This window comes from Thermoactinomyces sp. CICC 10521 (assembly GCF_016055135.1).
In the GTDB taxonomy this organism is placed as follows: domain Bacteria; phylum Bacillota; class Bacilli; order Thermoactinomycetales; family Thermoactinomycetaceae; genus Thermoactinomyces_A; species Thermoactinomyces_A daqus.
In genome coordinates, this window is record NZ_JAECVZ010000013.1 from 1 (window position 1) to 16243 (window position 16243).

Annotated in this window: 13 protein-coding genes; 9 read left to right on the forward strand and 4 right to left on the reverse strand. The window is 52.1% G+C overall.

Annotation, left to right across the window (positions count from 1 at the left end; all coding sequences use genetic code 11):
- Positions 1-643 precede the first annotated feature (643 nt).
- The 8 genes from I8U17_RS10485 to kamE all read left to right on the forward strand — a co-directional run bounded on the left by I8U17_RS10485 (position 644) and on the right by kamE (position 11291).
- Positions 644-2104 (forward strand): protein kinase domain-containing protein, encoded by a 1461-nt coding sequence (locus tag I8U17_RS10485; protein ID WP_052154096.1) that lies wholly within the window; start codon positions 644-646, stop codon positions 2102-2104.
- 156 nt (positions 2105-2260) lie between these two features.
- The gene (locus I8U17_RS10490) at positions 2261-3658 is read left to right on the forward strand and encodes a sigma-54 interaction domain-containing protein (protein ID WP_309485160.1); all 1398 of its coding nucleotides are present in this window, start codon (positions 2261-2263) and stop codon (positions 3656-3658) included.
- A 294-nt stretch (positions 3659-3952) separates the two neighbouring features.
- Positions 3953-4999 carry an L-erythro-3,5-diaminohexanoate dehydrogenase gene (kdd, locus tag I8U17_RS10495; RefSeq protein ID WP_232331029.1) on the forward strand — a complete coding sequence of 349 codons (1047 nt, stop codon included), beginning with the start codon at positions 3953-3955 and terminating at the stop codon, positions 4997-4999.
- A 23-nt stretch (positions 5000-5022) separates the two neighbouring features.
- Positions 5023-6315 (forward strand): lysine 2,3-aminomutase, encoded by a 1293-nt coding sequence (gene kamA / locus I8U17_RS10500; protein WP_052154095.1) that lies wholly within the window; start codon positions 5023-5025, stop codon positions 6313-6315.
- A 19-nt stretch (positions 6316-6334) separates the two neighbouring features.
- Entirely contained in the window at positions 6335-7360 is a 1026-nt protein-coding gene (kamB, locus tag I8U17_RS10505) for a lysine 5,6-aminomutase reactivase subunit KamB (RefSeq protein WP_198059372.1), read from the forward strand.
- Entirely contained in the window at positions 7347-8966 is a 1620-nt protein-coding gene (gene kamC / locus I8U17_RS10510; RefSeq protein WP_033100443.1) for a lysine 5,6-aminomutase reactivase ATPase KamC, read from the forward strand. Before kamB ends, kamC begins: the two co-directional genes overlap by 14 nt.
- Positions 8951-10555 carry a lysine 5,6-aminomutase subunit alpha gene (gene kamD / locus I8U17_RS10515; RefSeq protein WP_198059373.1) on the forward strand — a complete coding sequence of 535 codons (1605 nt, stop codon included), beginning with the start codon at positions 8951-8953 and terminating at the stop codon, positions 10553-10555. Before kamC ends, kamD begins: the two co-directional genes overlap by 16 nt.
- On the forward strand, positions 10530-11291 hold the full coding sequence (gene kamE, locus I8U17_RS10520) for a lysine 5,6-aminomutase subunit beta (protein ID WP_033100442.1): 762 nt from the start codon (positions 10530-10532) through the stop codon (positions 11289-11291). The genes kamD and kamE overlap by 26 nt, the downstream gene beginning before the upstream one ends.
- A 55-nt stretch (positions 11292-11346) precedes the next feature.
- Here the strand turns inward: kamE and I8U17_RS10525 are convergent, their stop codons facing one another.
- The 4 genes from I8U17_RS10525 to I8U17_RS10540 all read right to left on the reverse strand — a co-directional run bounded on the left by I8U17_RS10525 (position 11347) and on the right by I8U17_RS10540 (position 13633).
- Positions 11347-11724, reverse strand: coding sequence for a hypothetical protein (locus tag I8U17_RS10525; RefSeq protein WP_033100441.1), 378 nt, complete (start codon positions 11722-11724; stop codon positions 11347-11349).
- A 29-nt stretch (positions 11725-11753) separates the two neighbouring features.
- Positions 11754-12023, reverse strand: a complete 270-nt coding sequence (locus I8U17_RS10530; protein ID WP_033100440.1) for a hypothetical protein — start codon at positions 12021-12023, stop codon at positions 11754-11756.
- Entirely contained in the window at positions 12020-12814 is a 795-nt protein-coding gene (locus I8U17_RS10535; RefSeq protein ID WP_033100439.1) for a ParM/StbA family protein, read from the reverse strand. The genes I8U17_RS10530 and I8U17_RS10535 overlap by 4 nt, the downstream gene beginning before the upstream one ends.
- Positions 12815-13117: 303 nt before the next feature.
- Positions 13118-13633, reverse strand: coding sequence for a GNAT family N-acetyltransferase (locus I8U17_RS10540; RefSeq protein WP_198055565.1), 516 nt, complete (start codon positions 13631-13633; stop codon positions 13118-13120).
- 315 nt (positions 13634-13948) lie between these two features.
- Between I8U17_RS10540 and I8U17_RS10545 the strand changes: the two genes are divergently transcribed.
- Positions 13949-16045, forward strand: a complete 2097-nt coding sequence (locus I8U17_RS10545) for a (Fe-S)-binding protein (protein WP_033100437.1) — start codon at positions 13949-13951, stop codon at positions 16043-16045.
- The last annotated feature ends 198 nt before the right edge of the window (positions 16046-16243 follow it).

The following is a 16243-nucleotide window of genomic DNA, read 5'->3' on the forward strand; positions in this document are numbered from 1 at the left end:
ATAGGTCACATCAGGTTTACTTTATCTGTATATATCCTAGAAATATACAAAACCCCATTCCTTTTCCGAAGAAAAGGGTGGGGTTTGTCATCAATCTCAGCCGGTGAAAAACCGGCTGTTTTTTTATATCGAGCGTTAAAATTAAGATGACTTGCGAATAAAGTAAATAGAAATGCATTTATCCAGTAAAGGTGTTTTATTCCCGGGGTGGTTTTAAAGCGCCATCGGGGGAAACGGCCTTCGTCTGCGGCGCAATCCCTTTCCGTGAATGTGGCAGCGCGGGCGGGGGACAGCGGGGCAGCATTCTGTTCTTCCCGCATTCGATCAAGGGCACAGATACCCGATTTTCCGCTGTGTTTTCTCGGATTTTTCTGCCGGTTTGTGCCGTAAATCATGAGCAGTGATAATTTATGAAAATTCCATGAAAAGGAATGCTATTTGCGTGAAATGTTTAAAAAAACGTAACATCCAGTTGCCTGAACTCAGCAGATAATAGGAGTACCGGGAAATATTTTTCTTCCCAAAATCCACCATATAAAGAAAAAGACGTACGGTGGATCATCGTTTGTCTGAATCAGATTGAGAGCAATTTGCGCTGAACTGGCGTGTGAAGGATAACAATGAATCAAGGAGATATGGTTAAATGGAAGGAATGAGGCTGGCAGGGAGATACGAGATCCTTCACCTGTTGGGTGGAGGAGGAATGGCTGTAGTCTACAAGGCAAAAGATCTGCTGCTGGATCGGTTTGTGGCAGTAAAAGTGATGAACGACTCGTTGGGGCACGATCCCGACTTTGTGCGACGGTTCATTCGTGAAGCCAAGGCTGCAGGCAGTTTATCCCATGCTAATGTAGTAAGTATTTATGATGTCGGACGTGAAGGGGACATCTTTTACATGGTGATGGAATGTGTAGAAGGGCCGTCCCTCATAGAAGTGATTCGAAAGGAAGGAACGCTTACACCGGAAAAAACGGTGATGATCGCATCCCAAATCTGTGATGCTTTGGCGCATGCACACAAAAACGGAATTATTCATCGTGATATCAAGCCGCATAATATTCTTGTTTCCCCGGATGAGCTGTACAAGGTGACGGACTTTGGCATTTCCTATACTCCGCGCGCTTCCACCATCACGCAAAAAGGATACGTGATGGGCTCGGCGCATTATTTCTCTCCGGAGCAGGCTTCCGGCGGGGAGATCCACTTTTCTTCCGATCTCTATTCGCTGGGGATTGTGATTTATGAGATGCTGACTGGCTCAGTTCCTTTTGACGGAGAAAGTTCCATTTCCGTTGCACTCAAACATATTCATGACCCTGTGCCTGATCCGCGGGAGCTTAATCCGCGAATTCCGGAAGAGTTGTGCCAGGTGATAATGAAGGCACTGGAGAAAGATCCGTTAAAACGCTATCAAACAGCTCAGGAAATGAAACAGGCGCTGCAGCAGGCCGTCATGATATTTAATCCTCCGCAACATGATTACGTTTCCCAGGTTTCCCAGGAAATAAAGCAGCCGCCCCATCGGGGAAGGAAATATTGGCTCAGGGGCGTCGCGGCGGTATCCGGGGTGCTCCTGCTGTTTCTCGGTTACCAGGCATTTGGCGCAGGATATCTGGAGAGTGATCAGCCGACGAACGGCAGTCCCGTACAAGCCGTGCAGCAGGGCAAGCAAATTCCGAAAGAGCATGGAGACCATAAATGGTGGAAGGAGCTGCCCAAAGAGAGCAGAGAGGAAAATGAGGCTTTTCGCGATATCCGGGTATCAGGAAGCAACGGGAATTACAAAGTGACGCTGAAAGTGGGCGATTTTCCGGAAGACACTTTTTACTATGACCTTTTCGTCGTCGACAGTTACAGTTCCCAAAGAGTTGATCAGGGCATTTCCGTTCACATCAAACATAAACCAGACCAACGTTACACGACCAAAACGGTAACTGTAACAATCCCTGAGCAACACCTGCCGGATTGGGGAATTGCCAAGATCATGTTTTACCGGCTGGGAGAAAACGGGAGAAAGATTTATGCCACCGACAATCTGTTGCAGATGTGGGGGCCGCTTCCCAAGTCGGTCGAGGAAAAAAGAGACAGGTCGAGCGCTTTGTGAAAAGATATACAAGGAGTCGCATCAAGCGGCTCTTTTTTGTTTTTGCCCGTTTCTGGACAGACGAGACTGATAATCGATACAATAATAAAAATGACGAAATTTCGGCATATTTGATCACTTTTTGGCAGCTCGCGGATCGAGGTGAAATGGATGCCCATGAGGAATGAACCTGATCTTACCCGGGAAATCGTCTATGAATTTTTGGAGTGCCTGGATGAAGGAATCCATATCGTCAATGCAGATGGAATCACGGTATTTTACAATCGGGTTGCCTCCCGGTTGGACGGACTGTCCATCAAAGAGGTGATGGGGATGCATGTATTGGATGCGTTTCCTTCACTGACGAAAAAGACGAGCACACTGTTGAAAGTCCTGAAAACGGGTGAACCGATCGCCGAGCAGCACCAGACGTATATGAATCGCAAAGGGAAACAGATTAGCACAATCAACCGGACCATTCCGCTTCGCTCTGAAGGAAAGATCGTCGGAGCTGCTGAGATTTCCAAGGATATCACCCAGATCAAAGAGCTGGCGGAGCAAGTTCTTCAGCTGCAGGAAAGAATTCGCGAGCCACGGAGCAGGAAGGCGCAGAAGGAGAGCGCGTACTACTGTTTTGAGCAGATCGTGACGCAAAACTCACTCATGTTGAGGGAGATTGAAAAAGCAAAGCGGGCGGCCAGAACGGATTCCCCTGTTTTGGTAGTGGGGGAGACGGGAACGGGCAAAGAGCTGTTTGTACAATCGATCCACCGTGACTCGCCGAGAATGGGACGCCCCTTTATTGCCCAAAACTGTGCCGCCATTCCGTCCACTCTGCTGGAAGGGATTTTGTTCGGCACGGCCAAAGGGGCTTTTACCGGCGCTGAGGACCGGCCGGGCTTGTTTGAATTGGCAGACGGGGGAACCCTGTTTTTGGATGAGATCCATGCGATGCCGATTGATTTGCAGGCAAAATTGCTGCGCGTGCTGGAGGACGGCGGAGTGCGAAGGGTGGGAGGAACCCGGTTTCATTCCGTTGATGTGCGCATCATCGTCGCGACCAATGAAGACCCGCTGGAGAGTATTGAAAAGGGGCGCTTGCGGCGCGACCTCTTTCATCGGATCCACGTCGTCGGTCTCTATTTGCCTCCTCTCAGGGAACGAAAAGAAGATATTGAATGCCTGACGCACTATTTTTTCAGAAAATTAAAAGGACAATTGCCGACAACGGTTGAGGAAATTGCTGATGAGGTGATGGAAGCTTTTTTCCACTATGACTGGCCGGGGAATGTCAGGGAATTGGAACACACGCTGGAAGGCGCGCTAAATCTGGCAGAAGGGAAGGCAGTGAAACTGGAGCACCTCCCCCCGCATATGCAGAAAAAACAGAAAAAGGAGATGCTTCCGCTCCCAGGCCTTGACGGCAAGAGTTTGCGGGAAGTGCTCGGCGAATTGGAACAAAAGCTGATTTGCCTGGCGCTTGAAGAATCCGGAGGCAATGTGTTAAAAGCGGCCAAACTGCTGGGAATTCCGAGGCAAACCCTGCAATATAAACTGAAAAAGCGCGAAGGTTGATGTCGGTCGGAGATTTCCCCCGATTTTCTTGAATGTGAATGGATGGAATTTCAATCTTCGGGGGGGGTGGTACAGATTGGCCGCGTTTCCTTTCCTGCAAGGCGGCAAGCGCCCGGACGGAAGATTTGTTGCTTGGTGCCTCTTCACTCATGCAAATGCCATATTCTTGGTGTGCCCGATTCCGGGCACTTTTTTTCTGTTTGTGCGCTGAACGGCCGCCGGAAACAGGATTTGGTTATTGGCATGGTTATTGCATGAATAGTGAATGAATCCATCGGGAGGGGGATGGGGGTTTTGGACGGTCAAACAGGACATCCTTACGGACTGCACCGCGTGTTGGCGCCTGAGCGGGTTTTGCCGCAACCAGCCTGGAAACTGGATGCCGAAAGTGATCTTTATGACAATGAGCTCCTGATCGCCGTGGAACGATTAAATATTGATTCCGCATCGTTCATGCAGATGCGGGAAGAGTGCCGCGACGATGTGAACAAGATAAAACAGTGCATATTGGAGATTGTGGCTGAAAGGGGAAAGATGCAAAATCCAGTCACCGGATCGGGCGGCATGTTGATCGGTACAGTGGAAAAAACAGGGCCGCGTTATCCACATCGCCATGTACGGCCGGGGATGAAGATCGCGACGTTGGTCTCCCTGACCTTAACACCGCTCAAACTTGAACAGATTAACCGGGTTCATCTGGAGACGGGTCAAGTCGATGTAAAAGGCAAAGCGGTTCTTTTTGCCAGCGGTCCTTTTGCCATCCTGCCGGATGATCTCCCGGAAGCGGTGGCCCTGGCGGCTTTGGATGTTGCCGGTGCTCCGGCGCAGACAGCTCGACTCATCCGGGGGCGGGAGCGGATTGTGGTGATGGGAGCAGGCGGGAAGTCGGGGTTGCTGAGCCTCTGTCAGGCGTGGAAAAAGGCGGGGACAAACGGGCAAGTGATCGCATTGGAATCCCGGGCGGAAGCTTGCGCCGAAATCAGGCAGCTGGGATTGGCGCATCAGGTGCTGGAGGTGGATGCCACTGATCCGCTCGCCGTCTATGAGGCCGTGTCTGGTGCAACGGCTGGGGAAATGGCCGACCTTACGCTCAATTGTGTCAATGTGCCCGGAACGGAACTGCCGTCGATTCTGGCGACACGGGACGGGGGAACGATTTATTTCTTCAGTATGGCTGTCCGCTTTACGACTGCCGCGCTGGGAGCGGAAGGAATCGGCAAAGATGTGCAGATGATGATCGGGAATGGTTATGCTCCGGGACATGCGAAGTTGACATTGCAAACGCTTCGGGAGTGCCCGCCGCTCCTTGAATTGTTCCGGAAAAGGTATGGAAGCTGCTGACGGGATCATCAGAGAAGGGGGATTTGATCAAAGTGAAACGCGATTGGAAAGAGATTGAGCTGTGGAAAGATGTCACGGAGGAGCAGTGGAATGACTGGCTCTGGCAATTGACGCACACGATCCGCACGCTGGATGACCTGAGCAAGGTGATCAATTTGACCCCGGAAGAGATTGAAGGTGTCGGAATAAGCAAACAGACGATTCCGCTCAACATCACGCCGTACTACGCGCTGCTCATGGATCCGGATGACCCGAAGGATCCCATTCGCATGCAATCGGTTCCCGTCTCTTCCGAGCTGATTCGCACTCGATACGATATGGAAGATCCGCTGTTGGAGGATACGGACTCCCCGGTCAAGGGGCTGACCCATCGCTATCCGGACCGGGTGCTGTTTCTGATCACCAACCAATGTTCGATGTACTGTCGCTATTGTACACGCCGCCGCTTCTCCGGGCAAATCGGGATGGGTGTCCCGAAGAAGCAGATGGACGCCTGTATAGAGTATATCCGCAACACCCCGACGGTCAGGGATGTGCTTCTCTCCGGCGGGGACGGCCTCCTGGTCAATGACCGGATTCTCGAATATTTGCTCAGCAACCTGCGGGCCATCCCCCATGTGGAAATCATCCGTATCGGAACAAGGGCGCCGGTGGTCTTTCCCCAGCGGATTACGGAAAACCTGTGCAACATTTTGCGAAAATATCATCCCGTCTGGCTCAACACCCATTTCAACCATCCCAAGGAATTGACTCCGGAGGCCAGACGCGCCTGCGAGATGCTGGCTGACGCCGGAGTTCCGCTGGGAAATCAATCAGTCATTCTGGCCGGCATCAATGATTGTCCCCATGTGATGAAAAAGCTGATGCATGAACTGGTGAAAGTGCGTGTTCGCCCCTATTATATCTACCAGTGCGATTTGTCAGAAGGAATCGGCCATTTCCGCACACCGGTGTCGAAAGGGTTGGAGATTATCGAATATCTGCGCGGTCACACTTCCGGCTATGCCGTTCCGACCTTTGTCGTCGATGCTCCCGGCGGAGGAGGGAAAATTCCGCTCAGCCCCAATTATCTCATTTCGCAAAGCCCGTCCAAAACCGTTTTGCGCAACTTTGAAGGAGTGATTACCAGCTATCCGGAACCGAGCCAATACAAGCCGCATGATCCCGAGCATTGCGAGTACTGTCAGGCAGCCGGCAGCCAGACAGGGATTGCCGCATTGATGAGCGATCAGCGGATCAATCTTGAACCGAAACAGTTGTCCAGGGAAGACCGTCGCGCCGGACTGGAAGCAGATAAGGAAAAGCTGAAGCAATAGCAGGAGACGTCGCAAAACGATGAAGAGACCGGAAACCGTCGCGATTATCGGAATGTCCAAAAACGCCGGAAAAACAACGGTTCTAAACAGTCTCATCCGGCAGTTGTCCCGGCGAAAGCGCCTGGGAGTGCTGAGCATCGGTGTCGACGGAGAGGAACGTGACGCATGGAGCGGGAGAGAAAAGCCGGCCATTCGCTGTGATGAGGGGATGTTGGTTGCGTCGGCTGCTTCATGCTTTAACCTTTATCCCGGCAGTTTTGAAATGATCGGCTCCTGCGGTTTCCAATCGGCGATGGGGGAGATTTTGCTCGGCAAGGCGCGGCGGGGCAGCCGGATCAAACTGGCCGGGATCCCCGGCACCGGACAAGTGCAGGCAGCCATCCGCAAACTGAAGGGGGCGGGTGCGGAACTGGTCTTGGTCGATGGGGCCTATGACCGCAAGTCTCTTTCCAGCCCGCTCATCAGCGATGCCGTGATCCTCGTCGTCGGGGCCTGTTTGCACCGGAGTCTGCCGCAGGTGGTGAAAAAGGCGGCCGAATTGCTGGCCATTCTCCGCCTGCCTGCTGCTCCGTCCGCCGATCGTTTTTTTCATGAACAGGCGCAAACGGAAAAGAAAGTGATCGGTGTGGTTCAAGGCATGGGAGAACCGCTCCCCTTCTCCACCTTATTGGAATGGAAAGAAAAGAGAGAGGCATTTTCAAGCAAAAATTGGGAAGTGCTCATCATCCCCGGCTCACTGACAGACCGAATGCTCCGCATGCTGATGGAAGAAGGGGTGAAGGCGCGCTTGATCGTGCCGGATGCCACGCATTGCTTTTTTACACACAGCATGTTGCGCCGTTTTTTGCAGTGGGGCGGGGCGGTGGAAGTGGTTTATCCCACCCGGCTCCTGGGGGTGGCCGTGAACCCGGTTTCCCCCGACGGGTACGCGTTTCCTCCTTCGGAAATGAAAGAGCGAATCGCTGCAGTCGCCGCCCCGCTCCCGGTGTTTGATGTTGAACGCGATCCCTTGCTTGAAGGGGGATGGGAAGATGTTTTGCGATAAAGAGACAATGCGTGTTTTGCACTTGAACGAATGCCTGAATGTCTTTCAGCCGGTCACTCCGATGGGCAGAGAGACATGGCGCGAGCTGAAACCGTTTTTGCCCGGTGAGGAAGAAGCGTGGCAACGTTCTTTGGCCGAGCAGGCTGAATGGCAGCGCCTTCTGCCCGACGGGTCAAAGGAGCGCAATCAGGTGCTGCTTCACCTGGCCCGGATGCCGGATCCCGATCCCATCGTTGCGAAATTGAAACAGGGACGAGCGCTTCAGTTGACGGAATGGTTTCATATGAAGGTTTTCCTCTGGCACTTGTTTCGGCTTTCGGACTTATTGCCTCCTTTATGCTTATTGTCCGATGCGGACAGGCGGGATGTGCACACGCTATTGCGCGCGCTCAATCCGGGCGGTCCGCTCGTTCCTTCATTTTGGATTGATGATGCGTACGACCCGGCGCTGGCCGCAAACCGGAAGCTCTTGAAAAAATACGAGCGGGAACGGGAGAAAAGGAAGGAACAGAAAGCGGTCGATCTGGAAACTCGCTATTCCCTTCGCCGCAACCGCCTGGGGGAATGGGTCGTCGAACGCGGTTCCCCCCTCGATCTGGCGTTGCGGGAGGAGGCAGAGCTGATCCGGGTACGGGAAACAGTCTATGATGCCGTCTATCACTTGGCTGAACCGGAGCAGGAATCCAGGGAAGTCGGGGAATTGACGATGCGCGTGGAAGCGTTGGAACGGGAGATCCTTGAACGTTTGACTGCGTTTTTTCTTCCCTATGCGCCAAAACTGGAAGACTGGATCAACCGGGTGGCTCATTTTGATTTGCAGTTGGCGCGAATCCGTGCCGCGGAAACCTGGCGGGGGACGAAGCCTGTTCACGACCCGCACCGGATGGAGATCCGTGGCGGTTTTCACCCGTGGATGGCTCGCATGCTTGAAGCGGAGGGGAAGGAATGCACTCCGATTGACTGTGTACTGCACCAGGGGACGACCGTGGTGATCGGGGCCAATATGGGAGGAAAGACGGCAGCTCTGAAAACGATGGGGATGATTGCCCTTCTTTCACAGTATGGTTTTTTTGTGCCGGCTGCTTCCTGCAAACTCCCCCTGTTCGCCTGGGTCAGGGGAATCATCGGAGATTTGCAGGACGCAGAGGCCGGTTTAAGCAGTTTTGGCTCGGAGATTGCGCGCCTGCGGGACAGTATGGACTTGGGAGACGGCGGACTTCTGCTGTTGGACGAAATCGGAAGAGGAACCAATCCGGCAGAAGGAGCGGCCCTAGCGCGGGCGATTGCCGGACATTTTACCCGGCGCCGGTTGTGGAGCGTTCACGTGACCCATTATCAGGAAGTGCTTGAAGTCAAAGGGGTTCGCGGTTACCGCGTGGCCGGTTTTTCACGGTCACGGGAGCAGCAGGGGAGCCTTTTGCCGGAAGATCTGCAACAGGCAATCGCCGTGGGAATGGACTATCGTTTGCTCCCGCTGAAGCCTGGTGAAACCATTCCGCATGAGGCGCTGTGGATTGCTGAACGTTTGGGGCTTGATCCCGCAATCGTCGAAGAAGCGAAGAGTGGTTTGCGAAAGGAGGAGGAGTCCGGGTGGAAGAAAAATTGAGACTCGACCCGGTTCTGATCAGCAGGGCGAGGGAAGCGGCGGCGGCGATCGCTTCCAGCGTTGACAATTTTATCGCCCGGCGGACGACGGTAGCCGTGGAACGCACCAATCTCCGTTTAATGGGAATCGACGGGGTGGATGCCGACGGTGTCCCCTTGCCCAATGTCGTGGTTGATCACCTGCTCGAAAAGGGAGTGTTGGAGCTGGGGGCGTCCGGATGGGTGGTGAATGCCTCGCTCCAGTTGGGTCTGTCCCCGTGTGACGTGGCGGAAAAAGTGGCATGCGGTTCCCTGGACCTGACGGCGATCGGGCAGTCGGAACCGGCCCGGATCAGGGACGCTGCAAGGCAGCTGGCGCAGCAATGCCTCGACCGGATTCGGAACAACCGCTTGAAACGGGATCAGCTGATCCGGCGGCTGGGAGAAGGGAAAAAGCCGTATCTCTATGTGATCGTGGCCACCGGCGACATTTATGAGGACGTGGTGCAAGGGCGTTCCGCGGCAAGGCAGGGAGCGGATATTATTGCCGTCATTCGCAGCACGGGGCAGAGTTTGCTCGATTATGTTCCGTATGGCCCGACCAGAGAAGGGTACGGCGGTACGTATGCCACCCAGGAAAATTTCCGCATCATGCGCCAGGCGCTCGATGAAGTTGGCGAGGAAGTGGGCCGTTATATCCGTTTGTGCAATTACTGCTCCGGGCTGTGCATGCCGGAGATCGCCGCGATGGGAGCGATGGAGCGGCTGGATGTGATGCTGAACGATGCCCTATACGGGATTTTGTTCCGCGATATCAATATGCAGCGGACGTTGATTGATCAGGCTTTTTCACGAATGATCAACAGTTATGCCGGCATCATGATCAATACCGGGGAAGACAATTACCTGACTACGGCCGATGCGGTCGAAGCGGCGCATACGGTACTTGCTTCCCAGTTTATCAATGAGCAACTGGCGCTTTTGTCCGGACTGCCTCCGGAGCAGATGGGATTGGGTCATGCCTTTGAGATGAACCCCGATCTGGAGGACGGCTTTCTCATGGAGCTGGCGCAGGCGCAGATGGCCCGCCAGATTTTCCCCGACGCCCCGCTGAAATATATGCCCCCGACCAAGCATATGACCGGAAATATTTTTAAAGGGCATATTCAGGATGCGTTGTTCAACCTGGTCAGCATTATGACCGGGCAGGGAGTCCAGTTGCTCGGAATGATGACCGAAGCGATGCACACCCCGCACATCCACGACCGGCAGCTGGCGATAGAAAATGCGCAATATATCTTTCATAACGCCCGCCATCTCGGCGAGGAGATTCTCTTTAAGCCAGGGGGGAGATTGGAACGGCGGGCGCAGGAGGTGCTGTACAAGGCGGCGAAAATGCTGGAGGAAGTGAAGGAGATCGGGTTGTTCTCTGCTTTGGAACAAGGCATGTTCGCCGATGTGAAGCGCTCTTTTACCGGTGGGAAAGGGCTGGCCGGTGTACTCGAAAAGGCGGAGGGTTATTTCAATCCGTTTGAAGAGGAACTGAGAGCGCGGCTCGGTTTGCAGGCAAGGGAGGGGGATCGTGATGAGCGTGGATTTTACACGGGTTAAACCTTACGGGGATACACTGGACGACGGTGCGGTGCAGCTGAGCTTCACCCTGCCCGTTCCCTGTGGCGAAGAGGCGAGGGAAGCTGCCCGCCGGCTCACCGCCAAAATGGGGCTGGATGAACCTCAGGTCTACCATATGAAGGATTTGGGCGAGGGATACACCTTTTTCATCGTTTATGGCAAATGCCGGCATCACATCGATTTCACATCGATTAAGGTGGCAAAGGTGAAAAGCGAGGTAATGGACTTTTACGAAATCAATCGGTTCATCAAGGAGCGGATCGGGCGCAAAATCGTGGTGGTCGGAGCCTGTACGGGTACCGATGCCCATACGGTCGGTATCGATGCCATCATGAACATGAAAGGGTATAACGGGGAATACGGACTGGAGCGATATCCTGAAATCGACGCCTATAACCTCGGCAGCCAGGTGGAAAATGAGGTGCTGCTGGAAAAAGCGCTGGAGTTAAATGCCGATGTGTTGCTCGTATCGCAGATTGTCACGCAAAAGGGGGTCCATATCACCAACCTGACCGAGTTGGTGGAGCTGGTCGAAGCGGAAGGATTGCGGGATCGGTTTATCCTGATCTGCGGAGGTCCGCGCATCACTCATGAACTGGCGCTGGAATTAGGCTATGACGCCGGGTTCGGGCCGGGTACGCTGGCGCCGCAGGTGGCTTCTTACTTTGTGCAGGAAATCCATAACCGGATGACAAGGGGGATTGAAGCAAAATGAAGAAGACAAAACCTGGGAAGAGAACCATTCCCAGGTTTGACGAAAATCGACGGGATTATTTCATGTCCCAGTAGAAGTCTTGGTTGGCATAAGGCACTTCATTTTCGATCGGTTGATCATCAGGGACAATTTTCTTGATGTGGACGACATAATAGGTCTTGAATTCGGGATCATTGATCATGGAAATCTCAATCAGCCCTTTTTTCTCCAGGCTCTCAATCGCCAGCGCCGCTTTTGAGTAAGGATAGTCAAGTACTTTGGCGAGACGGTAATGGGAGGTGACCAATTCTCCCTTGGAAAGAGGAATTTTAAAATCTTCGTCTGTCATGTCCTCGTAGGCGGCGAGACGGCACAGTTCATAATAGACGAAGCGTTCCGCCGCAGGAAGTTTGTCGACAACCGAATATGGAATGCTTAACGTATGAGGTTTCATGCTGTTCTCCTCCCGTTATATGTTTCATTCTAAAAATCAAAGGGCATGCCGCTCGCCTTGATCTTTTCAAAGGCCACGGATAGATGGGGTGCCGCGCCCACGGAGGGATTGGCCGGAGAAGCGGATGCCGAAAGGGGTTGCGGGTTTAGCTGTCCCATACAATAAGCGAACAAAAGATTTTTCACCAATCCGGAAAAATTGATATCCTCCCGGTCGGCAAACCGGAGAAGTTCCAATTCGACCGCATCTTCCGTATTAAAGGAGACCTGGCGCCGTTCCCGTTTCTTGTAGTCTCTCATTCGCCGAGCGTCTCCTTTCCAAGCGCATAATAGCCGAGAGCATTGGCGAATTGGGGGTCTTCAAACGTTGTGGCAAACTGGAAGCCGACACGCTTAAACGGTTCTACCAAATCGTGTGCCTTTCCCCCAATCAGCTCAACCACATCGGTAATATTCCACATCCCGCCCAAATGGCCGACGATCATGGAGGCCATTTCCTCGGGATCCGCTTCCCGCACGTTGTCCCAGCCTTTGGGGATTGTTCCGCTCTCGCGGTCAATGAAGATGCCATCTTTGAACGTGGCGTAGTTGGTCGTTCGTGCCCCCGGGTCGACGATGCGCACCGTTCCCATCCGGCGGTGCACCCAGTAGGCCGCTCCTCCCTCAATTGTAATCGCCGCTTTTGTGATATGCAGTTTGCGATATGTACCATTTAAAATAATTTCATGTTCACCTTCCAACTTCGCCCGCAGCCGTGCACGTTCATCCTCTTTATACATATTGATCGGCACACCTGTCACCAGTTTGACCTCGCCGATTGCCCCTGCCTGAAACAGTGCCGTCAGAACAAGCAACACCGTCTCTATGTTCACCTTGCTCTCCGTCATCATCTGTCTTGTAAACGAGCCTTCTCTTTCCGCAAGCTGCCCGATAAAATAGTCCTTCCCCTGATAACGGATCTCCATATCCTCCTCCAGCGTCTGCACAAATGTGCGTTGCCGGGCTTTTGACACCTTGCTCGGAAACGAGAATTTTCTGTTGCCGGTAATGGTTTTGACATAGGCCCGCCCGGCATCAACTGCGACCAACATGCTTGAACCACCTTCCCAATGTTGAAGACGAATGTCATGACTGTTGTCACAGAACTTCATTAAATGATGACAGCAGTCAGTGCTTCGGTCGTCATAATATAAAAAAGAGAGGACAGAAGTACGTACAAAAGTACACAAAAATGCGATGAGTGATACATTGTACGGACTACTGTCCATTATAGTGGGATTAAAGCGGTATTTATATAGAAATATTTATATAAAAAATGAATTATTCATCAAAACAAAGATGTTTTCCCGCCAAAAACCAAAGCACATTCCAAGATTGAACATCTCGTTTGTCTTTCACTTTTCTCCATCTGTGATCCGAAAGCCCAGTTTGAAATTGATCGATAACATGGGCTGGTTGGCTTCATTCACATGGGTGCACATCATCTTGACCCCCTGATCCCGGCAATGAGAGATAGCGCGAAGTTTGAGCGAAGTTGCGATCCCCATCCCGCGAAACGATTTTTTCACAACGGTGAGGCCGCATTCGGCAGTTTCCGGGGAGATGATCCTGACGCTGCTGAGACCCACCCACTCCTCATTGCAACGGGCAATGAATTGAGTGTGGCGATGTTGCCAGTAATATCGATAAAACAACTTTTCGCAGAAGTCGGAAAACGACTCAAACGGCCCGTCGTGTCCCGGTTCGTCGAGAACGCCTTCGCGTACGAGCCGGTAAAGGCGGTGTCTTGTCTCATCCGTGTCATGAACTTCATTTAAACGAAAAAAGTGAATACCGGCGGGGTCTTCCATACGGGAAAAGGATTCTCTTTGCCAGTTCTGAAGATGAAGGGTCAGTGTTTGTCTTTTCATGGTTACCTCCTGCAAATCAATCTGCCTTTCATGTCATGTCACTCACCAGGTCTTTTCCGGTCAGGCGGCAGGAGCCCTGTGTTCCTAATCTCCACTCGCCACTTTCATAGATTGGGTTGAACACGCCCGAATTGAGATTATATTAACATTTGGGAGTCTGAATATTTGCCGATGATTTTTTTGTTGCAAAATAAATGAATGACTGCTCAGTTTATGTTAAAATAGTGTCGAAATTCATTTGAAAGCGAATTCATTCATTTTCTTTGCAATTGTCATTTTCTGAATTAACATAAATGAGAGAAAGGAGAGAAGATCATGTCGTTTTTGCAAGTGTTCAACCTGATCGCCTTTTTGGCAGTCGCCGCTTATGCTCTGTACTTGGTTGTCAGTGTCATTTACAAGCGCTATCTGTATGTGAAACTGGGGAAGCCGGCTGATTTCAAGCTGGATATGAAAAAGAGCATCAATGAGGTGCTGGTCAATGTTTTCGGGCAGAAAAAGCTGCTGAAGGACAAAAAAAGCGGCCTGATGCACGTCGTCATGTTTTACGGGTTTATCATTATCCAGTTTGGTGCCATTGATCTTTTTATCAAAGGTCTGGCCCCCGGGCATCATCTCCCGGTGCCGGCCTATCCTTTCTTTCAATTCCTGCAGGAGCTGACGACGTTTCTCGTTTTGTTGGCCACAATCTATGCTTTTTACCGCCGTTATATCGAGAAGATCGCCCGTCTCAAACGGGGATGGAAAGCAGGGCTGGTCATTATCTTCCTTACGTTGCTGATGGCATCGATTTTACTTTCGGCTGCCTTTGAGAAAATCTGGCTGGGCCACCCGGCGAACTGGTATACGCCTGTTTCTTCCGTGCTCTCCGCGCCGTTTGCAGGCTGGATGAGCCAAAGTGCAGGTGAGGCGGTGTTTTACGTATTCTGGTGGATGCATGCGCTGGTGCTCTTTTCCTTTGCTGTCTATGTGCCGCAATCGAAGCACTTCCATCTGTTCGTGGCTCCGATCAATGTCTTTTTGAAACGGCAACAGCCGCCGGCAAAACCGTCGCTCATCGACTTTGAGGATGAATCGGCAGAAGAGTACGGGGTAGGCCGGATCGAAAACTTTAACCAAAAACAGCTGATCGATTTGTATGCTTGCGTTGAATGCGGGCGCTGCACGAATGTCTGTCCGGCAGCTGGAACGGGAAAATTGCTGTCGCCGATGGATTTGATCGTAAAGATGCGGGATCACCTGACAGCAAAAGGAGCGGCCATCACTTCCAAAACACCCTGGATGCCTTCCTTCGCCTTCGCTAGTGCCAACAAAGCACTGATGGAAACGGCTGCGAGCAGGGATGATTCCGGAAAGATTGATTACCCGGTCAATCTGATCGGCGATGTGATCACCGAACGGGAACTGTGGGCCTGCACCACATGCCGCAACTGCGAAGATGCTTGCCCGGTGATGAACGAACATGTGGACAAAATCATTGACATGCGGCGCTATCTCGTCATGACGGAAGGAAAGATGAGTCCCGAGGCTTCCCGTACCTTCTCCAATATCGAACGCCAGGGCAATCCGTGGGGGATCAGCCGGAAGGATCGGGCGAAATGGACAGAAGGGGCCGATGTGCCGGTGCCGACGGTAAAAGAGGAAAAAGAGTTTGAATATCTCTTTTTTGTCGGTTCGATGGGCTCCTATGATAACCGGAGTCAAAAAATCAGCCGGGCGCTGGTGAAAATTTTGCATCACGCCGGCGTGAAGTTTGCCATTCTCGGAAACAAGGAGAAAAACTCGGGAGATACGGCCCGCCGCATGGGAAATGAGTTTTTGTTTCAACAGCTGGCCACCGACAATATCGCATTGTTTGAAAAGCATAACGTGAAGAAAATCATTACCATCGACCCGCACGCTTATAATGTCCTGAAAAATGAATATCCGGATTTGGGGCTTGAGGCGGAAGTGTACCACCATACCGAAGTGCTGGCGGATCTGATCAAACAGGGCCGCATCAAGCCGGTCAAAGAGGTGAAAGAGCGGATCACCTATCATGATTCCTGTTATCTCGGGCGTTACAACGGTGTATTCGATCCGCCGCGCTATATTCTCGAGCACATTCCCGGACTGGAATTGGTGGAGATGAAGCGGAACCGGGAAAACGGCATGTGTTGCGGCGCCGGTGGAGGAATGATGTGGATGGAGGAAACCGAGGGCGTGCGCATCAATGTGGCCCGAACCGAGCAGGCGCTGGAAGTAAATCCGACTCTGATCGGCAGTGCTTGCCCGTACTGCCTGACCATGTTGTCCGACGGGACCAAGGCCAAAGAAGTGGAAGACAGAGTGAAAACGATGGATGTCGCCGAAATCCTCGCTCTCTCCATCAATTTTGAGGACGAAGCAGATGTGGTGGAAGGCATTCACTAAGCGGGAGAAAAAGACGCTCTCAGGTATGATGTGAGAGCGTCTTTTTAAATGTGAATTGGATTGGATGAATGCCAAAAAATATGAATAAAATACTTAATCGAAATAATGGAATGAGATTTACTATTGTTAAGAGTAGGGATTTCAGTTAATCTAAAATTGGAGGCGCTTTCATTTGGAGGCGATGTGAACGAACGCTCG

Coding starts and splice junctions, on each gene's coding strand:
- I8U17_RS10545 (WP_033100437.1), top strand. CDS start 13,949: ATGTCGTTTTTGCAAGTGTTCAACCTGATCGCCTTTTTGGCAGTCGCC.
- I8U17_RS10535 (WP_033100439.1), bottom strand. CDS start 12,814: ATGTTGGTCGCAGTTGATGCCGGGCGGGCCTATGTCAAAACCATTACC.
- I8U17_RS10525 (WP_033100441.1), bottom strand. CDS start 11,724: ATGAAACCTCATACGTTAAGCATTCCATATTCGGTTGTCGACAAACTT.
- I8U17_RS10530 (WP_033100440.1), bottom strand. CDS start 12,023: ATGAGAGACTACAAGAAACGGGAACGGCGCCAGGTCTCCTTTAATACG.
- kamC (WP_033100443.1), top strand. CDS start 7,347: ATGTTTTGCGATAAAGAGACAATGCGTGTTTTGCACTTGAACGAATGC.
- kamE (WP_033100442.1), top strand. CDS start 10,530: ATGAGCGTGGATTTTACACGGGTTAAACCTTACGGGGATACACTGGAC.
- kamB (WP_198059372.1), top strand. CDS start 6,335: ATGAAGAGACCGGAAACCGTCGCGATTATCGGAATGTCCAAAAACGCC.
- I8U17_RS10485 (WP_052154096.1), top strand. CDS start 644: ATGGAAGGAATGAGGCTGGCAGGGAGATACGAGATCCTTCACCTGTTG.
- I8U17_RS10540 (WP_198055565.1), bottom strand. CDS start 13,633: ATGAAAAGACAAACACTGACCCTTCATCTTCAGAACTGGCAAAGAGAA.
- I8U17_RS10490 (WP_309485160.1), top strand. CDS start 2,261: ATGAGGAATGAACCTGATCTTACCCGGGAAATCGTCTATGAATTTTTG.